The organism is Shewanella sp. FeAMO (genome assembly GCF_053653955.1).
In genome coordinates, this window is record NZ_CM132201.1 from 3,262,357 (window position 1) to 3,287,787 (window position 25,431).

The following is a 25,431-nucleotide window of genomic DNA, read 5'->3' on the forward strand; positions in this document are numbered from 1 at the left end:
CAAAACCATGTGTGAGGATATTCATGAAAAGAATAATGTTATTGGCCGGTACTGCATTTCTGTATACCGGCATGGTATCTGCTGCGGGTTTGGCCGAGCACCATATCAAACAGGCCGGGGCCGATTGTCAGTCCTGCCACAGTCAGCCCATAGAGGTAAAAGACAATGAGGCTCGGGAAAACCAGGCTTGTATCAGTTGCCACGGCTCGCTGCAGGAGTTGGCTCAGCAGGCAAAACAACCGCTTTCGCCCCACCACAGTCATCTTATTGACCTGTCCTGCACCAGTTGCCACTCGGGCCACAAGGAGCCTGTGATGGTGTGTCAGACCTGCCATGACAGCTTCAAGAGCAGTTTTCATATTCCCTTCTCCGCGAGTGATAAGGTAGCGGATACCTATGTCTTCCCCGAAGTATCTCAGCAAGCCATAGACAAGGCGCTGGCCGCAGGTCCGGTGGAAAGGCATGAGCTTCTGGTCATTGGCGCCGGCGCCGCCGGACACGCCGCCGCCGTATCGGCCCGCCAGCACGGTATCAAAGATGTGGTATTACTTGAGAAACAACCCTACATAGGTGGCAATGGCATGCTGGCCGCCGGTGGCATGGCTTCGGCAGAGACCCTGACCCAGGCGTTTCGTGGTTATCAGGACAGCAAGGCGCTCTGGTATCAGGACACAATGAAGGGTGGCCACCAGCTCAATAACCCGGATCTGGTGCATACCCTGGTCAACAACGGCAGTACCGGTATCGATTGGTTGATGGCCTTGGGCGCAGATATGACTTCTGCGGCCAGTGCCGGTGGCCACAGTGCCGAACGTCTGCACCGGCCCAGCGGCGGTGCCAAGTCCGGCCCGGAAATCATCAATACCCTGAAAAGGGCGGCCGAAAAACTCGGAGTTGAAACTCGCACCAACAGCAAGGTGATACGCTTAGTGCAAGATAAACAAGGCAAAATCACCGGAGTACTGGTGCAAGGGAAACACAGTGGGGTGAACCTGTTGGCAGCCAAGGCCGTGGTGATCGCCTCCGGCGGCTTTGCCCGCAACAATGCCTTGGTCGCCAAATACAGACCAGATCTCAAGGGCGTGGACTCTACCAATAACCCGGGCAATGTCGGCGATGCACTCACCTTTGCCACCGCCATTGGCGTGGATACTGTGGATGTCGACCAAATCCAGGCCTTCCCCACAGCAGCGGCCGGTAAAATGGTTATTTCAGGCACAGCACGCGGCGCCGGGGCCATATTGCTGAACCGCGATGGTGCCAGATTCTGTGACGAGATGGGCCCCAGGGACAAAGTCTCCGAGTGCATCTGGGCTCAACCCGGAAAAGACGCCTGGCTGGTATTTGATGAAACCGTGTTTGAACGTCTGGGGCAACTGCGGGGCATGCTGGAGCTGGGTATCATCTACAAAGCCGCCGATGCCAAAGAACTGGCTGCCAAGACCCAAATGAATGCCGAAACGGCGGCAGCCGCCGTCAAACGCTATAACGGTTTTCAGGCCAGTGGCAAGGACAGCGATTTTGGCCGCAAGAATATGGCCGACGATCTGCATTTCCCGCTCTATGCCGTTCAGGTTAAGCCTGCGGTTCACCACACTATGGGCGGCCTTAAAATCGCTACTGACACCCGGGCATTGAATAAAGACGGCAAGCCTATTGCCGGCCTTTATGCCGCCGGTGAAGTAACAGGTGGCGTCCACGGTGCCAATCGGCTGGCGGGTAATGCGATAGCCGATACCATAGTATTTGGTCGCATAGCCGGTGAAAATGTCGCCGAATTTATCAAACAAACAGCAACCGATAACCAGTAATCTGTATCGCCCATAGGGAAGATGCGAATAAGTCCTCGTGGCGCTCTGGCTTGCACAGCAATTGGCGTTCAAGGCATCTGACTGAAGGCATGCCGGGGCCTGTCGAAGTCGGATAACGCAGAAAGCTGGTTGCTGTGAAAGCCCCGAAGGGCGTGGCTTACAGGCCTGCCTGCTGTGTTGTGCTTCTTGCAAAGGACTAAGGCCATTTGCTGCGAACCACGCCTTGCATCCAGGCCTGTAAGCCGACGCAGAGCACGCATGGGACTTGTTCTCACCTTCCCTTATATTCGCAAGGGGCGTTGTTTAAGCCATATTTCCAGCAGCCCCAGTTAGAATATGGCGCTGGAAAGCCTTATTGGTTCACATTTATTAAACATCCTCAGTTAAAACCCCTCGGCTTGCACTATTCTTGTTAAACAAATGTACTAGATTGTCCCGGTCGCAATGGCCGCTGGGTAGATTTATGTCTATATATTTATGGGATACGTCAACATTATCAGAGGATAAACAATGAAGTTCAGCCATAAGATTGTCGCCGCCTCCTCTGCATTGCTTTTGGTAACAGTTGCACTGCTTTCCACCAAGCAATACTTTGCGGTACAGGAACAGATGCAGGCTCAGGTAGGAGCCAGCGTGACCGAAATCATGGATGGACTCAAAAACACGGTTTCTTCTGAGCTGGACTCGCGCAAGAAACTGGCCGCTTATTCAACCAGTATGTTGGAAACCGATCTTTCGCCCGCACACATCCGCGATGTGATCACCCGTCCAGTAATAAAAAACAGCTTCCTTCTGGTCGGCTTCGGTTATGAAAGCGATGGCTCGAACATCAACAACAATCCCGCCTGGGATCCCGGAGCCGGTTGGGACCCCAGGGTGCGCCCCTGGTACAAGGACGCCAAACAAGCCGACGCTTTGATTATCACAGCGCCCTATGCCGACTCGGCGTCAGGGGAAATCCTGGTTTCCATCGCCACTCCGGTCAAAGACAGCGGCCGTTTTATCGGCGCCATTTTTTATGATGTCAGCCTGGTCGGCTTGGCCGAGTTGGTCAATCAAGTCAAACTCTTCAATGCCGGCTATGTGTTTATCGTCTCGGGCGATGGCACCACCATAGCCCACCCCGAGTCAGAGCTGAACGGCAAACCCATGAGCAACTTCCTGCCCAAGGTGTCGTTAAGTGAAGATCCGCAGCAGGTAATGCTGGACGGTAAACCTTATACCCTGGATTTTGCCAAGGTCAGTGGTGAGAACTGGTACGTCGGCGCCCTGCTGGATGAAGATATCGCCTATGCCGCCGTCAGCGAACTGCGCAACAGCTCCGTCCTGTACGCCATTATCGCCGTCATAGTCAGCATCACACTGCTGCTGATGCTGATCAAAACCCTGATGCGGCCTCTGGAAACCCTTAACAAGGCGATTCAAGATGTCGCCTCGGGCGAAGGGGATCTGACCCAGAGACTGGATACGGACACTGACGCCGAATTCTCGGCACTGGCATCTGGCTTCAACAGCTTTACCGCCAGTCTGCAACAGCTCATCACCCAGTCCAAGGCCATAGGGCAGCAGATATTGCAGAGTTCTGAAATGACCTCGGCCGAGCTGCAGCAATCCACAGACGCCATGAAATCCCAGTTGCATGAGCTGGAACAGTTGGCCACCGCCATGCACGAAATGGCCACCACCTCGTCGGATGTTGCCCGTAATGCTCAGGGCGCCGCCACCGCAGCCAAAGACGCCGATAACGCCACCAGTGTCGGCACTCAGGTGGTCAGCGCCACCACAGATGCAATCAATGCCCTGTCAGAGCGGATTGATATGGCAGTGCAAGAGGTCAAAGAGCTGGAAACCGCCACCAGCAATATCGCGACGATTCTGAGTGTTATCAATGATATTGCCGATCAAACCAATCTGCTTGCACTCAACGCCGCCATTGAGGCCGCCAGAGCCGGTGATTCGGGCCGAGGTTTTGCCGTGGTAGCTGATGAAGTGCGCACTCTGGCACAGCGCACCCAGGAATCCACCACAGAAATTCGCGCCATGATAGAGCAGTTGCAGGCCGGATCCCGCGCCGTGGCCGACGTGATGAATCAGAGTAAGGATACCACCCAGGAAGCCGTTACCAAGGCAGAAGGTGCCAATGAGGCGCTGAACCGTATCCGCGATGCCATTCAGCAGATCACCGATATGAATCTACAAATCGCCTCGGCCGCCGAAGAGCAGAGCCTGGTGGCCGAAGAGATCAATAACAACACGGTCAGGATCAAGGATCTGTCGGTGCAGGTATCGGATTCGGCGACACAGGCCAACTCAGCCATGCATACCCAAACCGAACAGGTACGGCAGCAGGACGCCATACTCAACAAGTTTATTGTCTGAAACCGCCAGTGCGCCCAGGTAACAAGCCCGGGCGCACCGTATCCACAGCTACCGGAGAGTCGATATGAAAGGCAAACTCCTGATATTGAGCGCCTGTCTGCTGCCGCTGCTGGCGAATGCCGAAGACAGCAGCCAAGAGCAACGCATCAAGGCATTGGAACAAAGAGTCATGGAACTGGAGCAGCTACTGCAAGCCCAGCTGCAACAATCCGGCACTCACTCGCCAATGATGGCCCAAGACACAAGCCAAACCTCAGCATCGTCGCAACAAGCCAGCAAGCCTGAGCCTGCCGCCAGTCAAACGATGCAGGATAAGTCTCCCTCTATGACCTCCTCCCTTGGCGCCAGCCAATTCACTCTGTACGGCTCGCTGCGCCCAACATTGGAATACAGGGATCGCGGCAAAGATCAGTGGGACATAGGCGATGCACTGTCGCGAATTGGAGTCAAGGCAGAAACCGAATTGCTTCCCGGCTGGCGCGCTCTGGCGCAAGGGGAATGGAAAATCCGTATCGATGATAATGGCCGCTTCGGTGAGGCGAGACTGGCGTTTGCCGGAGTCGACTCGCCATACGGCAAGCTGACTCTGGGGCGGCAACGCCCGGTGCAATATACCCTGGTGGCGGAATACACTGACATTTTCAACAATGCCAACAGCCCCTTTGGCTACAATCAGGAAAGCCCCTTCTTTGTCGACAACGCTTTAATTTATCAAGTTAACATTGAGCTTTTCACCCTGATGGCTTCGGCAGTATTTGATGACAGTGAATACAATAGCGGCGCCGATATCATCAACCTGGGGGCGGGATTCGATTGGCAGCAGTTGCATCTGGGGCTGACCTGGCTGGCCCAGGATAAATATGCCGGCGATATCAAGCAGGGTGACGAGCAGGTGTGGGGCGCGGTAGCAGCCTATACCTGGCACAACGGCATCTATGCCGCCGCCAGTTACCAACGCAAGGAGTATGACTTTGTCAGTGCTAACAATCGAGATGGCGATACCTTTGATGGCGCGCTGGCACTGCCGCTTGGCAAGGACTACAAACTCAAGCTGGGTTACTTCTGGTTCAAAGATGGCATAGAAGATTTCAGCAGCCTGGACTATGACGGTTACAACCTGACACTGGAATGGCAGCCGCTGAATAATGTACGTTTGCACCTTGAATATCTGGCGCAAAACTATGACAACCGAGAGGATGAGTCGATAGTGGCTGCCGGTATCCGCTACGACTTCGATCTCAATTGGCGTCTTCCTTAGGGAAGGTGCCAATAAGTCCTCGTGGCCTTCTCTTTTGTAGAGAGTGGCTTGCACAACAATTGGTGTTCAAGGCTTCTGACTGAAGGCATGCCGGGGTCTGTCGAAGTCAATCTGTATCAATCGTGATGATTAGCCCTGTAAGTAACCGCTTTGAATGAGCCCTGGCAATAAAAATCCCCGCTGATGCAACCTGCGGGGATTTTTTTATCTGCCTTGTCAGCAGTTTTTGGCACCTGGCCCAAGTGAGAACCCGGACTCAGGTTTGGCTTTGGATCTAGCTTTGGCTTTTGTTTAGCTCAGCCTCAGCGCTTGCGCCGTAACAAGCCAAGAGACAATAGCGCCAGCAGACTCCAGCCGAGCGAACCACCCGAGTCTGACTCCTCCAGCGGCGGCTCTGGAGGGCTCACAGGGTCAACCCCGTCGGACTCCACCTTCAGCATAAAGCTGGTGCTGGCGGCATCGCCACTGTTGAGGCTATCACGTACAGTTACCGTGACCTGGGTTTCACCGTGGAAATCTGCCTCGGGGATCAAGTTGAAGCTGTCACCATCAATCTCGGCTCTGATGTGCTCACCACTGACCTCCAACAGATTCGGCACCTTATCGGCATCGACATAGGTCACGGCAATACCGTCTATACGGCCATTTTCGGCAACACTCATGTCACTGAGTGGCGCTAGTTGGATATTGCCTTTAACCGCAATCTGATGGCTCAAAGTGCCCGGCTCGCCGCCTTCGAGATCGTAATTAAGTGTCATGGCAAGCGCCTTCCCGGTAGCCCCGGGTTGAACCGCCGCCTTGAAGCTCAGCTCGACCCGGCTCTGCTCAGGCCCTGTGTAATCAAAGCAGATCACCAGATCGTCCTTAAGCAAGGTATCCAGGTTATCGAAGCCCAGCATCTCATAAAGATAGCCATTCTTCGGTCCCGCATCGCTGGACCAGGTACTGTCAAAGCCTTCGACAAACACAGCCCCGTCGGCCACATCGGCCCCCAGGTTCTGGTAGGCATAGATGATCTCGTACATGCCGGGATGATCGTCGATACCGCTGCGCAGTATGGTCTGGAAGTCAAACTCCTGGCCTGTCTGGCGGTCGGTAACATTATCAAACTCGAGGAACAACAAGTCCCCCAGATCCGGACGCTCTTCCTTATACTGAGTGGCTATGGTCAGGCCCCAAGGCTCTTCCTAATGGCGGCGGTACTTCATCTCAAAACTGCCACGCCAGAAGGGGGCCAGCGCCTCGTAGAGAAAACCAGGGCCGCGGTGCGCGCCCATATACCAGTAGGCAGTGTTAAACTGCAACGCGCCCACAGTATGCATCCGCATATAACCGGCATTGGCCTGGTTGTACACCTTGAACTCGGCGCCCTCTTTATAGAACAGCCAATCGATAGGCACATCGACACTGGCTTGAGAGTCGCCGGCCAACCAGTCGGCGTTGGGCTGCATGCCAAACTCGCCGAAGAGATCTATGTAGCCACCTGTGGAGTACTCATCAATCATAGGCGTGCGACACATGGCATCGTTGAGGTTGGTACTGACCTTGTATTGCCGCTCCACCAATCGAGTGCTGGGCTGCTGGCCAGTCAGCGTCAGGCCGCTTTCATCGGCAACAATCGCTTCGGCAACCGCAGGATTATTGCTCTTGATGGTCGCCGGTGCCAAACGCATGCCTTCGGGTAACTTGAGCTGCAACTCATAGTTACGATCGCGGGATTCAAGGTTGGCCGCCAGTTTAACGGTAACATCCACCACATCTTCGCTCAGCGCCTTGTCCTGACTGACTGACCAGCTGACGGCATCCTCGCCGCGGCGGATATTGAGGGCACTGAAACCGAAAGAACCTTCAGCGCCTGGGCCGGCACCGAGATCCATACCGCCATAGAAGACATCCCCTTGCTTGGCATCGGGAATATTCCAGTTGAGGGTCAACTGATAGTCACCATTGCCATCATGCGACGCCGGACCATCCAGGCTCAACATACCGAAATCGTCATCGGCCATGATCACCGCATGGCCGGTCACAGCTTCCACTTCCCCCTTGCCATAGGCCATGGCGGTGGCAAACCAATAGGTACCGGGGGCCGGGTTTTCCAGACTACAGAGGTTGTGCTCGGCTTGGCTGGAAGAGAAACACACCAGCTCGGCATCGTATTCTGCCTTGAGCGCCCTGTCATCCTGCTCCATCTCCTCTTGCGAAGGGATAAAGCCGTTATTGCCGTTGGCATCCCGCCCCAGGATCACAAAGGGGAACACCCCTGAATAACGGGGGTTCATCTCCTCAAGCGTGCTAGTGCGCTTGGCGCTCTGCACTTCCACCACCAAACGCTTGGCGCCTTCGGGAACCGTGACGGTTTGAATATCCCAGCCCTTCTCTATGTATTCCAGATCAAGGAATGGCGCCACGGCTTCCAGAGTGGCAGTTTTTAGCTCAGGCTGCACCGGGCCGTAGAAACGAGGCGTCAGTTGAGCATAGGCCGAGGTATTCATCTTCAGGGTTTCACTGCCCTGAGCCCGGCTGATCTCCAGGTCCATGGATACCGGCATCTGATCAGCCTTACTGGCCACGACTACCGGCATATGCAACTGAGGGGAAGTGCCTGACGCTTCAGTGAGTCTGAGCTCACCGTTGAAGAAGGCGTCCTTGTTTTGTACCTGCTGCCAAGGCGCTCCCGGCTCACCCGGATTGACGTTGGACTCAATCAACGGCGGCACTTTGGCCTTGATCACCAGAGTCTGACTTTCGCCCTTGGCCAGGGTAAAGTTCTCGGGAGAAACACTGAGCTCAAAGCCCTGCTCCTTACCCAAAGCCTCGGCACTCCAACTGCCGTCGCGGGTGGCAGTAACTGTGCGCATCCAGCTGCAACTTTGCTCACAGGCCATTTCCACCATGGAAGGCAAGTTGAGCCAATTGACTATCCCGCCGTTCTCCGGATTGGCATTGCGGTAATTTTCTATGGTCTCATCCATCACCAGGCCGGTATCGGCCGCGCGGGCAACATTGATGGCACCGGCGCCGGCCATAAAGTGATAGAAAGGCTCCAGCAACTCATAACCTGTGTTGAGATACACAGGCCCGGCTGTAATCATCAGCGCCGACTGCACTTCGGCAGGGGTCCACTCGGGATGCAGCTGCATCAGCAGTGTCATGGCACCTGTCACATGAGGCGCCGCCATTGAGGTGCCGCTCATAAAGGTCCAGTCGGAGGCATCCGGCGCGCCGGTAAAGGGTTGATCATCGGCGTTGGCAGCGTAAATCTGTACCCCGGGAGCGCTGAGATCCGGCACCAAGGTGTTGTTGGTGCGGCTCGGGCCCATTGAGCTGAAAGGCGCCAGGTTATTGGCCAGGGCATCATCAAACAGATACTCGTTGCTGAAGTCCGAGATAGTCGCTATGGCCGTGCCGGGATCACTGTATCTAACCCAGTTTTTCAGCTTGTATCTGTCGCTCTGCTTGACCTGGATCCCAGGGATCACAAAGCTGTCGGCCACCAGATTGTCGACCTGATAGTCCACGTTTTGCAGAATAAAACCACCGGCGCCGCCGGCCGCCACATTCTTGGCCTTATCCACTCTGGGAATGTCACCGCGCTCACAGATGACTATCTGGTCATCGCGGAAGGTTCCGGCGGGGAAAGGTACGTTACAGGAGGCGGCGTTGAAATCATCGCTGGGGTCAGGGTCGGCATAGTTTTCAGCCAGCACCACTTCGCCGGTAATGCCGCCGGAGAAGCTCTTGCCCACAATAGGCTCGGACGGGCGATAGCGTTCGTTACCGCCGAAATTGTCGATATGCTTGTTACCGGCTTCCAGCACCCTGTCGTGGGTGGTGGCGCCAACTGTCGTCACCCAGGGAGAGCTGTGATCCGCACTCCAATAAGCACCGGCATTACCGGCGGCGACAGCCACAGAAATTCCCGCCTCACGGGCGGCCAGAAACGCCAGCTCCATAGGGTCGGCCCAGGGCAAAGATTCGGCGCCACCGATGGAGAAGTTTATCGCATCGACCCCGTCAGCAATGGCATCTTCAAAGGCCGCCAGAATCGCCGACTCGGGACAACCGGCATAGGGATCACCACCGTTGCCGGGCCAACACACCTGGTAAGAGATGATATGCGCCCGCGGCGCGACACCGCTGGTAGCCGGGAAGTTAAAGGGCACATTGACCCCATCACTGGTGGCATCACCGGTTGCAGCCTGCAAAGGCGTATTGTCCAGATGGTTACCTGCTACTGTGCTGGCAGTGTGGGAGCCATGGCCGTTATAGTCCTCACCATTGGCCGGGCGCAACATGACAGGTGTGCCCCAGGGGTTGGCCTGAAATTCCGGCGCCCCGTAAACATCTGTGATCTCGGGGTAGGAATGTACCCCCACCAGTTTGTTGTTACACAACTCAGGGCTGTCGATACAATCACCGGTAAACTTGTTGCTGCCGAGCGGATTCAAACGCACATAGTCTTGATCCTCGGCAAAGGCCGGATGATCTGTGTTAACCCCGGTATCTATAATCCCGACCAACATGCCCTCGCCCTTGGCGGCCAGGCCTGTACTCGGGTCCTGGCCGAGCCAGATCCGGTCGGCGCCGATAAACTCAGGCCCTCTGTCGGTACGCAGTTGGAAAATGCGGTTGGGGGTTATCCGTTTGACGCCACTCTGGCGGGCAAGAATTTTGGCATCTTCCTGAGTCATCTCTACCACCATGGCATTACTGGCAATGGTGAAGCGCTGTTTCAACTGTAGATTGGCACCGGCCTGACGGGCGCGATTTACGAAACTATCCTGACGCTTTTCCAGGAAACGGCTGTAAGCCCTGGCATCAGTCGTATTGACACTGACCCGACCTTTGGCGATCAGCGAGCGATTTTTCGGTGCCTTGGTGGCCGCCAGCCCGGAAATACTGCCGTCATAGGTTGCCAGAGGTTCTTCGTTAAGCTGCACTATATAGCTCTGAACGCCACTGACAGATGGATCCGGCTGAAATATCTGTTCCGGCGTCCGCTGGCGCAATACCTGGTTGAGCACACCCGGCTGACCGGCATAGATGTCGCCTTCAAGGCTCGCCTTACGAGCCTTGTCTGCCGCCAACACCTGTTCTTTGGAAAACTCGGCTGATAGAAATTGCCTTTGCCCACGGGTTGCATCTGAACCTGGGCGGTGGCGCTCATCATGCCCCCGAAATAGAGCGCGGTCAGACTGGCCAGCGCCGTCTGCCGGAACCGCGTTCCAAGCTGATTATTTGTTATAGTCATAGGTCCTCTTTAAGACTCTTGCTTTCAATTACGCAGAAAATCTGCCCTCCAGATATAACAAACAAAAACAAACAATTTCGTAGCATTTGGTAACGTTGCAATTACATGCGGATTTATGGGATGCTGACGACACCTGCAGCTTTCTTTCAGCACTTTTGGGTTCCAAGCCTCTGATATGAAGGGTCAAATATGAAACTGACTTGGGTATTTGCTCTGCTGTTTCTGCTACAGCCATGGCTGGCTTGCGCCAACTGTAATCCAGCATCCCCTTCGACTTCTGAACCGGCGGTACCGCTGCATCTGACACTGACCAATGATCCCTGGCCCCCTTTTATTGAGGCCGATGGCAAAGCCGGTTTGGCACTGGAAATAGTTCAGAGCGCCCTGGCGGTTCACTGTTATCGCTTGCAGGTGGAGTTAAAGCCCTGGGCCAGGGCACTGAGGTCGGTTAAAGAGGCCAAAACCGATCTGCTGCTGGCCACCTGGCATACACCGGAGCGAGAGCAAGTGCTGCTGTTTTCCGAGCCCTATCTGCAAAATCGCCAGCGTTTCATCAAGCGCCGTGGTGATCCCTTTGAATACACAGATCTCGACAGCCTCAAGGGGAAAAGAATCGGCGTGGTACGCGGATACAGCTATCAAACCGGTTTTCGCGCCGCGAGCGAATTTATTCGCGTGCCCAACAACAGTCTGGAGTCCAATCTGAAGATGTTGGCAGTGGGTCGTCTGGATTTGACTCTGGAGGATGAGATTGTCGCCACAGATACATTCTGGCGTCTGCAACAGGAAGATAGCTTCGACTTTACCGGTCCGCCACTGGATATCCGCAACCTGCACCTGAGCACCAGTCGCCTTCATCCCCATGGCGCTAAGTTGATTACCGAGTTCAATCAAGGGCTGGAGACAATCAAAAAAAACGGCGAGTATGCCAAAATACTCGCCAAATATGGGGCAATTCTACAAGGACGCCAGGCGCCGCCAATACTGCATCTCGATGGCGCCATGGCTAAGCGGGTTAAGGGTACTCTGGTCGGGATGCCCTGTTTCAGTCGAGAGTGGCCAACATCTCATCCGAGTAATCCTGCAGGCTCTCGCCGCTGCGAACCTTGGCGATATAGTCAGGGTTAGCAATAAAGGGGCGGCCTATGGCGACCAGGTCAAAACGCCCGGCAGCAATCGCCTCGGCGGCCGTTTCCGGGCTGTAACCACCCACACCCACCAGATTTCCCTGGTAGTGGCGGCGCATGTAGTCCGATACCCGGCCATCGAGGAAGTCGAAGCGCATGTTGTCGTCAAACATGCCCTCGTGCAGATAGGCCAATCGGCGGGAGCCAAGCTCGGCGAGCAGATAATCAAACACCTGACGGTCACGGGGATCGGCACTCATATTAAAGTATGCCCCGGGTGACAAACGCAGCGCCGTGCGATCTGCACCTATGGCGGCTATGGTGGCATCCACCACTTCCAGGGCAAAGCGGCTCATGTTTTCAGGCGTTTGACCGTACTCATCTTCACGTCGGTTGCTGTCGTAATGCAGGAACTGATCGATGAGATAACCGTTGGCACCGTGGATCTCAACGCCATCGAAACCGGCCTCAATGGCGTTTTCTGCCGCCTTGGCGTAATCACGCACCAGTTCGGCAATCTCGGCCTTGCTGGCCTCCTTTGGGGTTTGGTAGCTCAGCTCGCGCATTCTCGGTACTGTACCTTCAACGCCCACAGCAGATGGTGCCAACACATGCTCACCATTAAAGAAGTGCGGATGCGCGACCCTGCCTGTGTGCCACAGCTGGGCAAAAATCTTACCGCCCTTTTCATGCACGGCATCTGTCACCCGGCGCCAACCGGCAATCTGAGTCTGGGTAAAGATCCCAGGAGTGTTGGGGTAGCCCTGCCCATCCGGGCGAATGATGGTGGCTTCACTGATGATCAGCCCAGCCTCGGCGCGGCGGGCGTAGTAAGCCAACATGGCATCGGTCGGCACCAAATCGGCATCGGCCATACAACGGGTGAGCGGCGCCATCATAAAGCGGTTATTGAGTGTGATGCTGTCATTGAGACGATACTGTTCAAACAAGTTCTGGTACATGGTTCCTGCCCTTGGCGAGTTAACGGCTCAGTCACTGGCATTCGCCTTATTCAGAGCCTGAGGAGCTGAGCCCCTATTTGAATGTTCGTTCAAGATAAAGATTGTTGAATGATCATTCAAGCCTTTTTTGAACAAATATTCAAATTGCAGTAAACTCGGCGCATCACAGTGGGGAAATCATCTGATGAGAAACGCCGAATTCGATCGTGAGAAAGTGCTGCGCAGCGCCATGAATGCCTTTATGGCCAAGGGTTACAGTAAGACGAGTATGCAGGATCTGACCCGGGCAACCGGCTTGCACCCGGGGTCTATCTATTGTGCCTTCGACAATAAGCACGGGCTGTTTCTGGCGGCGATTGACCAGTACCATGCCGATCGCGAGCAGCAGCTGCAGGGCTTTTTCCCAGCCGAGGGTTCACGGCTCGAATGCCTGCGGCGTTATCTGGACAACATAATCAGCGAGTGCCTCAGCTGTGATGCCAGCCAGGCCTGCCTTTTGGTCAAGGCCTTGAGCGAAGTGGGTGAGCAAGATCTGGCTGTGCAACAAAGAGTGAACCAACATCTACAGCAATGGCAAACGGCGTTGCAGCAGATACTGCAGCAGGCCCAGGTGCAAGGTGAACTGGCCGCCGATAAAGATCCGGCGCGGCTGACCCGGTTTCTGATGATGGGTATTTATGGCCTGCGCACTTATGCCCATACTCGCCCGAGCGCCGATGAACTCAGAGCCCTGGCCACAGAGCTGTTTGAACACCTGAGCCTCTGAGCCGACCGCAAGCCTTGAGCGCCCAAGGCGCAGTCGCACTACAGCATCACTGGGCCTTGAAGCCTATCCGAAAGCCACCCCAGTGTTTACCCTTAACATAGATGGGCACAGAGAGATCGTGCATCACCTCGCCCGTGTCACGCTTATAGGTCTGCAACAGCACCGGCTCTGTGTGCTGGCCGCAGCGGATCCCAGTTGGGTCGTTGAACAATCTCTTGGTGCGGTTTTGCAACATATCCCGCTCCCTATCACCGGTCAGCGGCTGGCAAAAACGCTGATTGTGAGTCGGAAAGTAGCCCTTCTTATCGACCGCTCCGGCGTAAATCACCTCCCGGTGACGCTCCAGTATCGGTTCCTGCAAGGCCGGAAAGTGCTTGTCGGTATAACCGTCAAAGGCGGTGTTGTATTTGGGTGGCTCAGTCGCCGCTATCGGCCGATATTGCGGCGAAAACAACTGCTGCTCAGTAAACTTGCCTTCCGCCAACCCTTGCTCCAGCGTCTGGCCGCAAGCCTTGGCGGCCTGCTGCGCTTCTTTGAGAATAAGCTGATCGAAACTGCCGGTATCCCAATGCGAAAGCGCCCGGAACATTCCCTCTGTGGTCTGCGACAGCCCAAAGGCCTGACGGGAGATCTGCTCACTGCGACGACCTGTATCTGTCAGCGACTCGCTGATATGGGTAATGGCATTGGAAATATCCGCCGTAGTGCCGCGATATTCACGCAACGCGGCCTCAATCTGCTCCAACGCCTGCGCCGAGTCCTCGACGCCCGAAGCGATACTGTCAAATCTCTGCTCCAGTGAATTCATGGCATCCACGGCGCCGGCCGTTTGGCTAACCACCTGATTCATTAGCTGTGAGGTGCCATCGGTCAGCTCTCTAATCTGGGTCAACATGGCGGCAATATTCTGGGTAGCCTCTGCGGTCTTGGCCGCCAGACTGCGCACCTCATCGGCCACCACGGCAAAGCCTCTGCCCGCCTCTCCGGCCCTGGCGGCTTCAATGGCGGCATTGAGCGCCAACAGATTGGTCTGGGCGGCAACACTGTCAATCACTTCGGTGATTTTGCCTATGGCATCGGCCTGCGCCTTGAGTTGCCCTACGCCGGAGGCGGCCTTGTCGACATCCTGACTCAAGGCTTCAACCGCACGAAAACCACTGGCGGCATACTGGCGCCCTTCCATGCTGACACTGCGGGATGCCTTTGCCTGATTGAGCACCACTTCGGCATGTTCGCTCAAAGCCACGGTAGTATGGCTCAGCTGACTGGCCGCCACGGCAATTTGCCCGGCTTGCTGACCGCTGGAGTCCAGAGTGAACTTGAGTTGGTCAACAAAGTGGGACACTTCGGCAGCGCCGATAGCGATACGACTGGCATCCCGGCCCAGTTGCTGCGCCGCCTTTTCATCACCTGCGCCCTCAGCGGATGTCTGCTTGGCGCCTTGGGCCACAGGGCGGGAAGCCCAGCGCAGCGCCAATACAGGGCCTATAAGCGCAAGACCCCATCCAAGCAGTGAAAGCAATAGATTGTCGGCACTTAAAGCCAGCTGAGCGCAACCCAGCGCCAGCGCACCGAGCAGCAACCCCGCCAGCATAGGCAAAATACGGTTTTCCTCAGACATGCAGCCTCCCTTCCTATCCTTATTGTTGGTTTGTGCCAAACAAGGGATCCTTGAGTTTTTCAGCATAACCCAAAGCACGGTGCTCTGCCGAATTGGACATAAGTCTATAGTGAGGCAATGAGATTCTGCGGCCGGAGACGGTAAGCATGATCAGGCGTGGCTTCACACTGCCGGCAGCCCAGCGGGCGGACAGGTGCATTTAGTGCGGGAAAGCTGCTAGAATCTGCCACTCTTTTTCAACGCATTGATGAGACATTGCAAAGATGGGCAGAGCATATCAAAACCGCAAGGAATCCATGGCCAAGACGGCCGCACAGAAGACCAAGGTCTACTCCCGTTACGGTAAAGAGATCTACGTGTGTGCCAAGGGTGGCGGTGTCGATCCCGACGGTAACCTGGCACTGCGGCGCCTGATTGAACGCGCCAAGAAAGATCAGGTACCGGCACACGTTATTGACCGGGCTATCGACAAGGCCAAAGGTGGTGGCGGTGAAGACTATGATACTGCCCGCTATGAAGGTTTCGGCCCGGGTAACTGCATGGTGATTGTCGACTGTCTGACCGACAACGGCAAGCGCACCTTCACCGAGGTTCGTCAGGCCTTTGTGAAGAATGATGCCAAGCTGGGTGGTCCAGGCACTGTGGCCCACATGTTCGATCACCAGGCGGTATTTGTCTTCCCCGGTGAAGATGATGAAGTGGTGCTCGAGGCCCTGATGATGGCCGATGTCGATGTTGCCGATGTCGAGTTGGAAGACGGCATGATCAGTGTCTACGCCCCCAACACCGAATTCTACAAGGCCAAGACGGCATTGCTGGAAGCCTTCCCCGAAGTCAACTTTGAGATGGAAGAGATCACTTTCGTACCACAGAACATGGTGGAAGTGTCCGGTGAAGATGTCGCCCAGTTCGACAAGTTTATTGCCGCACTGGAAGACTGTGATGACGTGCAAAATGTCTATCACAACGCCGAGATCATCGAATAAGACCAAGGTTTTGAAACATAAAAAGGGACCAGATGGTCCCTTTTTATTTCTACGTAAATGTTAATGCACTTGAATTAACGCAGTTCCATTTCCTGGATAATCTCGTGGGCAATTTCCGGGGTGGTCACCTCGGGTTTTTCATGAAGATCGGCCTTGAGTTGCCCCTTTCTGTGCTTGAGCGCCGCTTCCAGTTTTTTGCCTGCTTCGGCGATGGCCGGATACATGACTTCGTTCTTGCCGGAGGCCGCGACTGCCACCCCCTCGTAATTGGTTCGAATATCAACCTGATGTACGCCATGCTCTTTGGCAATGATGATGTCCAAGCCTAACAGGCTGGGGAAATGCTTGGCGATTTTGGAAAACTTCTCTTCGATATGGCTACGTACTGCTGCTGTGACTTCAACATGATGACCTGAAAGCTGAATTTTCATAGGTTTTCCTTTTTTCTGCTGATTCACTTATAGAGCTTGGGGCTTTCAGCGTAAAACACAAGGGCCAATGTTCAAATAAAGCTCGATCAGTGCCTCATTCTGCTCTTGTATGGTCAAAATTAATCCAGAGTTCATCTTGTTCCCTGTTTAGTGCTGTTTTTATCGCCGGTTATTGGCCTGTTTTAATTCAGTTCAGTATTTCCAGCCCCTTCTGTATCAAGTCAACTGCCGGTTCGATACAGGCGTTATTTACAGGTAAAACACGAATGGTAATGTTTATCATTAATTATTATTAAGCTAGAATCAGCGCATCTGTTTCCCTTGGTGGTCAATGACTATCCGCAGCAATCATGAAATCTCTATCTCTGTTACAGTTTCCCAGGCGCTATCCCCAAGCCCTGACCATTATCAGCCGGGCGCTGGCATCTATTGTTGGCGGTTATCTTATCGCGTCTTTGGCCTGTGCCCTGTTGGCTGTGAGCCTGCCTATGAGCCGTATCGACAGTACAGTGAGTGCCATGATGCTGTCTTTTCTGATCTACGCCATGGTGGTTATCAGGGTATTTTGCGTCAAACGCAGTTTGCGGGCCTGGCAAGAACTCCTGCTGCTGACAGCCGCCTTGTTTGGCATGCTGAAACTGCTGGGGGTTTGAGATGAAAGACAGTTTTTTCCGAACCATGACCTGGCTCCACACCTGGGTGGGTCTGCTGGTATGTTGGGTGCTGCTACTGGTGTTTTTTGCCGGAACCCTGAGCTACTATCGCCATGAAATCAGCCTGTGGAATCAGCCCGAGCTGCACAAGGCGGTGTTCCAATCCTACGATAACACCCGCCTTGCTGAGCAATTGAGTCAGGGCGAGGATTATCTCAGGCAGAATGCGGTCAACGCCCAGCGCTGGCTGATTGAATTCCCCACAGAGCGCCACCCCATGTTGAGTTATGGCTGGCAACAGCCGCCGGAGCCGGGGCAGCGCCGCGGCGCCTTCAGTGAACATCTAGTCAAGGCCGATAATAGCGGCTATGTGACTGAAGTGCGGGAGAGCCGCGGCGGTAACTTCTTTTACCGCCTGCATTTCGATCTGCACTATATCTCTGCCATCACGGCACGCTGGATTGTCGGTTTCTGCACCATGTTTATGTTGCTGGCGATCATCTCAGGAATAGTGATCCATAAGCGCATCTTCAAGGACTTCTTCAGCTTCCGTCCCGGCAAGGGCAGTCGTTCCTGGCTCGATGCCCATAATGTCAGCTCGGTACTGGCGCTGCCGTTCCATCTGATGATCACTTATACCGGGCTTATCACCCTGATGATCATCTACATGCCTTGGGGCATATTGGTCAACTATGACAGTGACCGCCGGGAATTTATCAATGAAGCCCGTCCCGGCAGCAGCTTTACCCGCATAGCTGCCGCCAATGAAGCCGCGCCTCAATTGCCACTGGCAAGCTTCCTGCCCAAGGTGCAGCAAACCTTTGCCGAACTGCCGCTCAAGTCGGTGTCAGTGATCAACCCGGATGATGCCAACAGCCGGGTAGTGGTCACTTTCAACACTGGCGAGCAAGTCACAGAACGGGAGCTGTTTATGGTGTTCAGCGGTACTGATGGCGAGCTTCTCTACAGCACAGACAATGACATCAGCGCCGCCAAGGCGACTCACGACGCCATGATGTCCTTGCACACAGCCCGTTTCTCCGGCCCCGCACTGCGGGGGCTCTTCTTCCTTCTGGGGCTGAGCGGCTGCGTGATGATAGCCAGCGGCACCTTGATGTGGGCGGTAAAGATTCGCCAGAAACAACAAAAAGCCATCAGTCAGGGCGCCAAGCCCAGCCTGGGTCTGCGCCTGGTGGAAACGCTGAACCTGATGTTTATCCTCGGTCTGCCACTGGGTACAGTGGCCTTTTTCTATGCCAATCGCCTGCTGCCTGCCTCTTTGCCTGGCCGCAGTCAATGGGAGGTTCACAGCTTCTTTATTCTGCTGCTGATCAGCGGCTTGCTGGCTATCTGGCGCAGAGACAGAGCCATGTGGCGCGCTCAACTGGCGGCGCTGACAGCTGCACTGGCGTTCTTGCCGCTGCTGAACGCCCTGACCTCGCCAGCCAACCTGCTGAGCAACCTCGCGGCCGGTCAGTGGCAATTGGCGGGATTTGATCTGCTGGCACTGGCCTTCGCAGCCCTTGGCTTATTTGCCTTCAAGCGTTTGGGGAGGCAGCCAATGAAGCAAACGGCCAAGGCCCAAAAACTTCAGGCGGTGCGCGGATGATGATTGCACTTATTGCGTTGACTTATCTCGCCTTTGGCCTGCTGGCCATGTCCATGTTCGGTCATTTCCGTGAGGCCATGGGGCGCGCTCCCAAAACTCTGGAAAGCCGCCTGCTGTATGCGGGCGGTTGGTTGGCCCTGCTGGCAAGCTTTGTGCTTTGTGGCATGGGGTATGGCTGGGGTTATGGCAGCATACTGTTTTTCGGCCTGATGACGCTGGCTGCCCTACCTGTGGTTTTGCAGCTCAGCTATCTCGGTCGCAGTCTGCCTAAAGCGCTTATGTTGGCGCCGGTTGTTTTTGTTGTGGGTTGGTTTATCTAACCAATTTTGTCTCAAACTCTGCCATGAAAAAGCGCTGCAACAGCAGCGCTTTTTAGTGCGTATCTCAAAATAAAGCCAGCAATCAGCGAGGATTTTTAGGGCTCTTACAGCCTTTGCCCTTACAACCACCAGTGTCACCGCCACCGCCGGTACCACCGCCTGAGCAACCGTTGGCGGTCAGGTAATCCACTGCATCCTTGGCCTGCACCAGACCGTAACCTGTCTCATCATCACGGCCGACAGCACCGAGATCTTCGGCGGTGGCACGCAATGCCGCACGAATGTCACTGTTGCTGCACTGAGGGAAATGACTCCACACCAAGGCCGCAACCCCAGCCACATGAGGTGTCGCCATCGAAGTACCGTCGAAGTAAGCATAGTTACCCGCGCCGATATCAACGCTGGCATTGCTGCCAACTGCCGCCAACATGGCCGCACCATCAGTATCACTCACACCCACAGACGGAATGGCGGTAACCACCTCACCCAGAGTCCCGTTTAAGGCCCCTGGCTCATTGTTGTAGATAATGGCCGCAACACCACCGCCATTTTCGCAGGCGAGCACCTTGTCGGAGAAGGCGATATTACCGCGTTGAATTAAACACACCTTACCGGCGGCATCACACTGGCTCTCACCTGTGCCGCAGTCAGCCAGAGTACCGGCGGCACTACCTGTAGGTGAGCCTTCCATACCTATGGCTTCGTAACCATTGCCGGCCACTGAGGCCGCAGCCACCAACGCAGTGCCCATAGGCACGGAGGAAAGCACGCCGACACCCGGGCCGGAGAGTTCAACCTGACTGGTACGTTGTGAGAAATCCGCATGCTGCTTGTTGGCATCCACTGCGGCAACCGACACCACAGAGTTATAAGATGCCGGATAAGAGTGACGGGTATTACCGTCGTTACCGGCGGCGGCAATACTCAAAATGCCGCGGCTGTCGGCGGCAGCAAAGGCGCGGTCCTCGGTGCGGCTCTTCAAGCTGCCACCCAGGCTCATGTTGATTACCTTGGCGCCGGCCTGCTCACACTTGTCCAGCGCGGCAACCAGGCTGGATGAGTAGCCCCAGCCATCGGCATTAAACACCTTGATAATGTGCAAGTTAAGATTGCCGTTGGGGTTTACGCCAACCACACCAACCCCATTGTTGAGTGCGGCAATCGTCCCGGCCACATGGGTACCATGATGGTTTTCATCTGTGTACCAGTTACCGGTACCGGGGTCATTGGTACCATCGACATTGTTGCCCGACAGATCTTCATGGGCCAACTGGTAACCTGAGTCTATGATACAGACCTTCATATTACCGGTCTGGGCATCGCTGAGTTGGTCGGCCTGTACCATGGGAATACCGTAAGGCACTACCTGTGAAAGCGGGAAACGTTTCACATCCGCTTCGACATATTCCACGTTGGGATTGTTGGCCAGGCCCTTGAGAGCCTGAGCCGGGATGGAAAAGGCGGCGGCGTTGTGGGCCGACAGATCCAGTTCCATTTTGGCGCCCATGGCCTTCATCTGCGCCATAGTGCCGGGGCCTTTCCCCTCCTTGAACTTAACGATGTAACGTTCGTTATCTGCAGCCTGTGCACCAACGCACAGCGCCAGGGTAACCGCTGCCGCGAGGGGCTTGTAAAATGCCTGCATAATGTTCTCCTGCAATTTGTCTTTGATCAGTATTTCGATCCATCTCGAAATATCATTTTTATTAACATTTGAAACATTGTGTTTACACACACTGTTGTTATAGCGCCGCCAGACGACAGATGCAAGACTAAAGTAGGTGGAATGACCAAAGAGATAAGACCAAAGCATTAAAGTTAAAAAATACAAATATTCAATTTAAAACAATTAGTTAATAAAAAACAGCTCTTGGGTTTACTGAGAAAAATCGAGCCGGGTGGAATCGTGATGACCTGTGGCAGACAAGGGTTTGGCAAATAGGCTATAGTGGCCGCTACTTTGCAAACCGTCTCAAGGAGCATCCAATTGAGTTTTCATCTGACCGTATCCTGGCAAACCAGCCCGGCGCCCGAGGGAGAGTTCAATCGCGATCATCAAATAGACTTTGGTACAGGCCAACAACTGCTGGCATCAGCAGCCCCCGAATACAAAGGCAATGAGGCCAAGGTCAATCCGGAAGAGAGCCTGCTGGCGGCATTGTCGTCCTGCCATATGCTGACCTTCCTGACCATAGCTCACTTGAAGCGCTTACCGGTAGAGAGCTACCGGGATAACGCCACCGCAGAAATCGGCAAGAAGGAGTCTGGCAAAATTGCCGTGACCCGTATGAGCCTCAACCCTGAAGTCACTTTTGCCGAAGGCACTGAGATAGATAGGGAAACACTGGAAAAGATCCACGAAAAGGCACATGCCAACTGCTTTATCGCCAACTCACTGGCGGCCGATACCGAAGTGGAAATTAATTTCTGAGCAATAAAAACGGGTGCTACCGGCCTGGGAACCACGTGGCCGATAACACCCTAACACCTGCACAGGGGATGCAAAATGCATCCCCTGTTTTTTTATCACTGCATGCTTACTTAATATCGTCCGCTTCCCCCTTGGGAGGCATGGGGCGAGCATTCAATGCCGGTATGGGTTCGCGTACCAGTTCATCCTTGAGATAACTGATAGCCCGCTCGAGCTGGGCGTCTTGGCCTTTGAAGGTTGCCAGTGGCAGGTTGTCTACCTCGATATCCGGGCTGACACCTCGGCCTTCAAGCACCCAGCGACCATCGATGGCATACTGAGGATACTCGGCAACCCGAGCCATGCCCCAGTCGGTGAGGCTGTTGCGCCCCGAGAGCCACACCCCGGCGCCCGCCGTCTGTTTACCCACCAAGGGCGCCAGTCCCAGCGCCTTTATGCCGGCAGAGAAGGTTTCACCATCGGAATAGGTCAACTGATCTGTCAGTACCACCAGGTGGCCGCGGAACGTCTGCTGCATGTTGACATAAGGCGCGCCTGTTGTGGGTTGCCAGAAGGCCCATGCCTTACGCAGCAGCTTTTCAATGATCCAGCTGTCGATATTACCGCCACGATTGCGGCGCACATCGATAACCAGGCCATCCTTGTCGTAGTTGGCGTAAAACTCGCGGGCAAAGCTCTCAATATCACCACTGCCCATGGCATACAGATGCAGATAACCTATCTTGCCATCGCTGGCCTTGGCCACCTTATCGGCATTGGCATTGACCCAATCGAGATACCTGAGTTTGGCATTGTCACGGTTGCTGATAGCCTGCACTATTACCTTGTGCTGCTTGCTGCCGCGCTTGAGTTCCAAAAGCACCTGTTTGTCGGCCTGATTACGCAGCATGGAGGTGAGCTGCGCCAGGGTAGCCAACTTACGGCCATTGATGTGGGTGATGATGTCGCCATCACGGACATCGACCCCGGGGCGCGCCAGCGGTGAGGCCTGCATCGGCAATTCAGGGTCGGTGCGATAGATATGGCTGACCTTGACACCATCTTTCACCTGACTCAGACGTGCACCCAGCTCGGCGGCCTTGGGCATGTCGGGATCCTTGGCAAAGTCACCGCCGCGCACTTGAGAGTGCAGCGCATCCAGTTCACCCATCATCTGAGTGAAGATGTCATTCAGCTCATGTCTGTCGGTGAGCCGGTCCAGCAATGGCTGATATTTGGCCTTGGCGGCTTGCCAATCGACACCGCGCATCTTCTTGTCGAAAAAGGAGTCTCTGTGCATCAGCCAGGCATCTTCAAAGATCTGCTGCCACTCCTGACGCGGTTGAATGGCAAGTTGCCACTGGGATGTTTGCACCACGGCATTGCTGAGATCGCCCGGCAGTTTGTCACCCACTGGCACTATCACCATCTCTTTGGGATTGCTCTGCTTACGCAGCAATACCTTGCTCTGATCGGCCGAGAGTTGATAATCGCGCACATCATCAGCGAAGGTTTCCAACTTGGGGCTCAAAGGGTCAAACTTCACCAGCTTGAGCGCCGACTGTTTGCCTGTGATATCCCTATCGAGCAGATAGAGACCCGGGCCCAATACCTGCAGTTTCTGGTAGTTGCCCGCCTCGATGGGGACTTGCCACAGCCGCGACTTCAGGCCTTTCCAATCCACTTTCAGCTTATCGTCAGCGGCCTTTTCATCACCGGCAGCAACGCCTTGCAGCTCGTTGGGACGTTGGAATGGGAAACGGGCATCCTGACTCAATGCCAGGGCAAATATTTGGCTACGCTTGTCAAATACGGGGCCCATGTTGCGATCGCCCCAAGGCGAAGAAGGGGTGGCCTGGAACTCGCGGTTTGACAGGAAATAGAGCCACTGACCATCCGGGCTGAAACTGGGCGAGAAAGACTCGTATTTGTCGCTGGTCAGCATATCGCCCTTGGCGGATTCCAGCGAGTAAAGCATCACTTGGCTTCGTTGGGCACCGACTTCCGAGCGAGTCAAAGCCAGGAAGCGGCTATCCGGCGACCAACGGATATCGGCATAGGGGCCAAGACCTTCGTTGTTGGTCACTATCTTCTTGTTACTGCCGTCTTTGAGATCCAGCAGCCATAAATTACCAGCATAATCATCATGTGCCAAATAACGCCCATTGGGCGACAGCTCCAGGCTCATTCTCAATGTGTTGCCATCTTGGGTCAGCTGCTTGGCGCCAGCGCTGCCATCGGCGGGATAACGCCAGATCTCCTGCTCACCGGAAGCATCCGAGATGGCATAGACCCAACGGCCGTCATGACTCATCAGTGCATTGCGCATTCTATGCTTGCCGTCCGAGTCCAGCTCTACCAGGCGGGAACCATCTGTAGTCGCCAGCGCCACATGGCTGCGGGCAGTGATGACCACCTTGTCTCCTGCCGGCGCCAGCCTGGCACTGGTGGCAAAATCGAGCGGATCTTTAACCCAATGTTCACGCCGCTCGGGGAAGTCGGAGGCCAGACGCAGATCCAGCTTCTGCTCCTGCCCGGAAGCCAGGTCCCACAGGTGAATATCGGCGCCCAGCTGGAACACTATGCGGCCGCCGTCCAGATAGGGGCTGCGCACTTCGAAATCACGATATTGAGTCAACTGTTTAAGATCTGAGCCATCGCTGGCCATAGACCAGATGTTGGCATTGCCATCGGCATCCGAGACAAAATAGACCCGCCCCTGCCACAGCATGGGATGACGCAGCGAGCCCTGATGATCTTTGCCCAGCCGCACGGCCTCTTTGTCCTGCCCCAGTTGATAACGCCACAGTTCGCCCATGGCACCGCCGCGGTACACCTTGGCATTATCCCCTGTGGTTTGCAGCCCAAAGCGGGTGAAGTAGACATACTCGCCTTGTGGGTCAACCACGCCTTCTATGGCATCGGCCAGCGGCAGATCACGGGTTGTCTGGGTATCCGGGTTTACCGAACGCAGCACCCAGTAATTCGCCGGCCCTTGGGCATTGTCTGTGGCATAGAGAATTTCGCCATTTGCGGTCCAGCCCTGCAGCCGTACCTGGCTGTTTTCGAAGCTGACGCGCTTGGCTATTCCGCCGCTCATGGGGATCACATAGACTTCCTGGGCACCGTCATAGTTGGCGGTAAACGCCAGCGATTTTCCATCGGCAGAGATCTTGGCATTCAACTCTTCGGCAGGCAGGCTGGTCAAACGGGCGGCCTTGTCCTGCCCGAGCTTCTGAGTCCAGATATCCCCTTCGGCAGTAAACACCAGGGTGTTGTCATGAATCGCTGGCGAACGGTAATAGCCTTGGCCCGCTTCTGCGGCGTAGGCGGCTGCACTGCCCAAAGTTCCCAATGCCAGCATACAGCAGGCCACGGAGTGACGAAGTTTCATGAATGCCTCTATCTCTGTTATTAGTCTGTTAGCGCGGTTTTGCGAGTCCAACAAGTTAGCAGAGAAAGCAGCGGGATTCAGCTGTTGCCGACGACAGAAGTTTTAGCAAATGTGTCGGCAGGCATACTGAAAAATCAAACTGATAGCGGCCAGCCGTGGGTAATTTTGCTCAAGGATTCATTCACATCGAATAGCCTTATGCGTATGTTGTGGGCGCCCATGGCCGCCACTCGTTGTGAGTGCATGCAGGCGTAAGCTTCGGCGCTGGCTTCATCTTCAAACAGATAAATGCCACCGGCCTCGCCGCTGCGTGGGTTTTCGGTCCAGATTTTGGCAATGAAACCCGGCTCCCGGGTAATGGACTCGGCCAGAGGTTTGGCCTGCTCAGTCAGGGCATCGCCCATCATTTCGGCGGGAAATTCAAAATCAATTTGCAATAGAGTGGTCATTCAA

Annotated in this window: 18 protein-coding genes; 10 read left to right on the forward strand and 8 right to left on the reverse strand. The window is 55.0% G+C overall.

Annotated features, from left to right (window positions below; all coding sequences use genetic code 11):
* Positions 1-23: 23 nt before the first annotated feature.
* The 3 genes from ACWAU4_RS14720 to ACWAU4_RS14730 all read left to right on the forward strand — a co-directional run bounded on the left by ACWAU4_RS14720 (position 24) and on the right by ACWAU4_RS14730 (position 5,448).
* Positions 24-1,811 carry a flavocytochrome c gene (locus ACWAU4_RS14720; RefSeq protein ID WP_208124911.1) on the forward strand — a complete coding sequence of 596 codons (1,788 nt, stop codon included), beginning with the start codon at positions 24-26 and terminating at the stop codon, positions 1,809-1,811.
* Between the two features lie 510 nt (positions 1,812-2,321).
* Positions 2,322-4,190 (forward strand): methyl-accepting chemotaxis protein, encoded by a 1,869-nt coding sequence (locus ACWAU4_RS14725; protein WP_144224667.1) that lies wholly within the window; start codon positions 2,322-2,324, stop codon positions 4,188-4,190.
* A gap of 64 nt (positions 4,191-4,254) precedes the next feature.
* Positions 4,255-5,448, forward strand: a complete 1,194-nt coding sequence (locus tag ACWAU4_RS14730; protein WP_208124912.1) for a porin — start codon at positions 4,255-4,257, stop codon at positions 5,446-5,448.
* A 302-nt stretch (positions 5,449-5,750) separates the two neighbouring features.
* On the opposite strand, the gene ACWAU4_RS14735 is transcribed toward ACWAU4_RS14730, so the two are convergent.
* Both ACWAU4_RS14735 and ACWAU4_RS14740 read right to left on the reverse strand, forming a co-directional pair.
* Complete coding sequence (locus ACWAU4_RS14735) at positions 5,751-6,569, reverse strand: GlyGly-CTERM sorting domain-containing protein (RefSeq protein WP_454290312.1); 819 nt, start codon at positions 6,567-6,569, stop codon at positions 5,751-5,753.
* Positions 6,570-6,635: 66 nt separating this feature from the next.
* Entirely contained in the window at positions 6,636-10,535 is a 3,900-nt protein-coding gene (locus ACWAU4_RS14740; protein ID WP_454290313.1) for a S8 family serine peptidase, read from the reverse strand.
* Positions 10,536-10,888: 353 nt separating this feature from the next.
* On the opposite strand from ACWAU4_RS14740, the gene ACWAU4_RS14745 reads away from it, so the two are divergent.
* Entirely contained in the window at positions 10,889-11,827 is a 939-nt protein-coding gene (locus ACWAU4_RS14745) for a substrate-binding periplasmic protein (RefSeq protein ID WP_208124914.1), read from the forward strand.
* Here the strand turns inward: ACWAU4_RS14745 and ACWAU4_RS14750 are convergent.
* The gene (locus ACWAU4_RS14750) at positions 11,745-12,788 is read right to left on the reverse strand and encodes an alkene reductase (RefSeq protein WP_044734827.1); all 1,044 of its coding nucleotides are present in this window, start codon (positions 12,786-12,788) and stop codon (positions 11,745-11,747) included. The two genes, ACWAU4_RS14745 and ACWAU4_RS14750, sit on opposite strands and share 83 nt — an antisense overlap.
* 184 nt (positions 12,789-12,972) lie before the next feature.
* On the opposite strand from ACWAU4_RS14750, the gene ACWAU4_RS14755 reads away from it, so the two are divergent.
* Positions 12,973-13,554: a TetR/AcrR family transcriptional regulator gene (locus ACWAU4_RS14755; RefSeq protein WP_208124915.1), complete on the forward strand. Its 582-nt coding sequence runs from the start codon at positions 12,973-12,975 to the stop codon at positions 13,552-13,554.
* Between the two features lie 46 nt (positions 13,555-13,600).
* Here the strand turns inward: ACWAU4_RS14755 and ACWAU4_RS14760 are convergent, their stop codons facing one another.
* Positions 13,601-15,175 (reverse strand): methyl-accepting chemotaxis protein, encoded by a 1,575-nt coding sequence (locus ACWAU4_RS14760; protein WP_208124916.1) that lies wholly within the window; start codon positions 15,173-15,175, stop codon positions 13,601-13,603.
* A 263-nt stretch (positions 15,176-15,438) separates the two neighbouring features.
* Between ACWAU4_RS14760 and ACWAU4_RS14765 the strand changes: the two genes are divergently transcribed.
* Positions 15,439-16,161: a YebC/PmpR family DNA-binding transcriptional regulator gene (locus tag ACWAU4_RS14765; protein WP_025010927.1), complete on the forward strand. Its 723-nt coding sequence runs from the start codon at positions 15,439-15,441 to the stop codon at positions 16,159-16,161.
* 74 nt (positions 16,162-16,235) lie between these two features.
* Here the strand turns inward: ACWAU4_RS14765 and hpf are convergent, their stop codons facing one another.
* The gene (gene hpf, locus ACWAU4_RS14770) at positions 16,236-16,592 is read right to left on the reverse strand and encodes a ribosome hibernation-promoting factor, HPF/YfiA family (protein ID WP_025010928.1); all 357 of its coding nucleotides are present in this window, start codon (positions 16,590-16,592) and stop codon (positions 16,236-16,238) included.
* A 350-nt stretch (positions 16,593-16,942) separates the two neighbouring features.
* Here hpf and ACWAU4_RS14775 point away from each other — a divergent pair, with 350 nt between their 5' ends.
* From ACWAU4_RS14775 to ACWAU4_RS14785, 3 genes are read left to right on the forward strand one after another with little or no spacing between them, the layout of a single operon-like run.
* Positions 16,943-17,245: a DUF3649 domain-containing protein gene (locus ACWAU4_RS14775; protein ID WP_044734829.1), complete on the forward strand. Its 303-nt coding sequence runs from the start codon at positions 16,943-16,945 to the stop codon at positions 17,243-17,245.
* 1 nt (position 17,246) lies between these two features.
* Positions 17,247-18,854: a PepSY-associated TM helix domain-containing protein gene (locus tag ACWAU4_RS14780; protein WP_454290314.1), complete on the forward strand. Its 1,608-nt coding sequence runs from the start codon at positions 17,247-17,249 to the stop codon at positions 18,852-18,854.
* A complete protein-coding gene (locus ACWAU4_RS14785) occupies positions 18,851-19,174 on the forward strand; it encodes a DUF3325 domain-containing protein (RefSeq protein ID WP_044734831.1) in 324 nt (107 codons plus the stop codon). The genes ACWAU4_RS14780 and ACWAU4_RS14785 overlap by 4 nt, the downstream gene beginning before the upstream one ends.
* Positions 19,175-19,256: 82 nt before the next feature.
* Here the strand turns inward: ACWAU4_RS14785 and ACWAU4_RS14790 are convergent, their stop codons facing one another.
* Positions 19,257-20,819, reverse strand: a complete 1,563-nt coding sequence (locus ACWAU4_RS14790; protein ID WP_285699831.1) for a S8 family serine peptidase — start codon at positions 20,817-20,819, stop codon at positions 19,257-19,259.
* Positions 20,820-21,161: 342 nt separating this feature from the next.
* Here ACWAU4_RS14790 and ACWAU4_RS14795 point away from each other — a divergent pair, with 342 nt between their 5' ends.
* The gene (locus ACWAU4_RS14795; protein ID WP_028781544.1) at positions 21,162-21,605 is read left to right on the forward strand and encodes an OsmC family protein; all 444 of its coding nucleotides are present in this window, start codon (positions 21,162-21,164) and stop codon (positions 21,603-21,605) included.
* Between the two features lie 106 nt (positions 21,606-21,711).
* Here the strand turns inward: ACWAU4_RS14795 and ACWAU4_RS14800 are convergent, their stop codons facing one another.
* Complete coding sequence (locus ACWAU4_RS14800) at positions 21,712-24,978, reverse strand: S41 family peptidase (protein WP_454290315.1); 3,267 nt, start codon at positions 24,976-24,978, stop codon at positions 21,712-21,714.
* Between the two features lie 134 nt (positions 24,979-25,112).
* Positions 25,113-25,427, reverse strand: a complete 315-nt coding sequence (locus tag ACWAU4_RS14805; protein WP_025010933.1) for a monooxygenase — start codon at positions 25,425-25,427, stop codon at positions 25,113-25,115.
* Between the last annotated feature and the right edge of the window lie 4 nt (positions 25,428-25,431).

Bases quoted from the DNA above. Each gene is read 5' to 3' on its own strand.
- ACWAU4_RS14780 (WP_454290314.1), top strand. From the start codon at position 17,247: ATGAAAGACAGTTTTTTCCGAACCATGACCTGGCTCCACACCTGGGTG.
- ACWAU4_RS14745 (WP_208124914.1), top strand. From the start codon at position 10,889: ATGAAACTGACTTGGGTATTTGCTCTGCTGTTTCTGCTACAGCCATGG.
- ACWAU4_RS14760 (WP_208124916.1), bottom strand. From the start codon at position 15,175: ATGTCTGAGGAAAACCGTATTTTGCCTATGCTGGCGGGGTTGCTGCTC.
- ACWAU4_RS14785 (WP_044734831.1), top strand. From the start codon at position 18,851: ATGATGATTGCACTTATTGCGTTGACTTATCTCGCCTTTGGCCTGCTG.
- ACWAU4_RS14790 (WP_285699831.1), bottom strand. From the start codon at position 20,819: ATGCAGGCATTTTACAAGCCCCTCGCGGCAGCGGTTACCCTGGCGCTG.
- ACWAU4_RS14720 (WP_208124911.1), top strand. From the start codon at position 24: ATGAAAAGAATAATGTTATTGGCCGGTACTGCATTTCTGTATACCGGC.
- ACWAU4_RS14765 (WP_025010927.1), top strand. From the start codon at position 15,439: ATGGGCAGAGCATATCAAAACCGCAAGGAATCCATGGCCAAGACGGCC.
- ACWAU4_RS14730 (WP_208124912.1), top strand. From the start codon at position 4,255: ATGAAAGGCAAACTCCTGATATTGAGCGCCTGTCTGCTGCCGCTGCTG.
- ACWAU4_RS14725 (WP_144224667.1), top strand. From the start codon at position 2,322: ATGAAGTTCAGCCATAAGATTGTCGCCGCCTCCTCTGCATTGCTTTTG.
- ACWAU4_RS14805 (WP_025010933.1), bottom strand. From the start codon at position 25,427: ATGACCACTCTATTGCAAATTGATTTTGAATTTCCCGCCGAAATGATG.
- ACWAU4_RS14755 (WP_208124915.1), top strand. From the start codon at position 12,973: ATGAGAAACGCCGAATTCGATCGTGAGAAAGTGCTGCGCAGCGCCATG.
- ACWAU4_RS14800 (WP_454290315.1), bottom strand. From the start codon at position 24,978: ATGAAACTTCGTCACTCCGTGGCCTGCTGTATGCTGGCATTGGGAACT.
- ACWAU4_RS14775 (WP_044734829.1), top strand. From the start codon at position 16,943: ATGAAATCTCTATCTCTGTTACAGTTTCCCAGGCGCTATCCCCAAGCC.
- hpf (WP_025010928.1), bottom strand. From the start codon at position 16,592: ATGAAAATTCAGCTTTCAGGTCATCATGTTGAAGTCACAGCAGCAGTA.
- ACWAU4_RS14750 (WP_044734827.1), bottom strand. From the start codon at position 12,788: ATGTACCAGAACTTGTTTGAACAGTATCGTCTCAATGACAGCATCACA.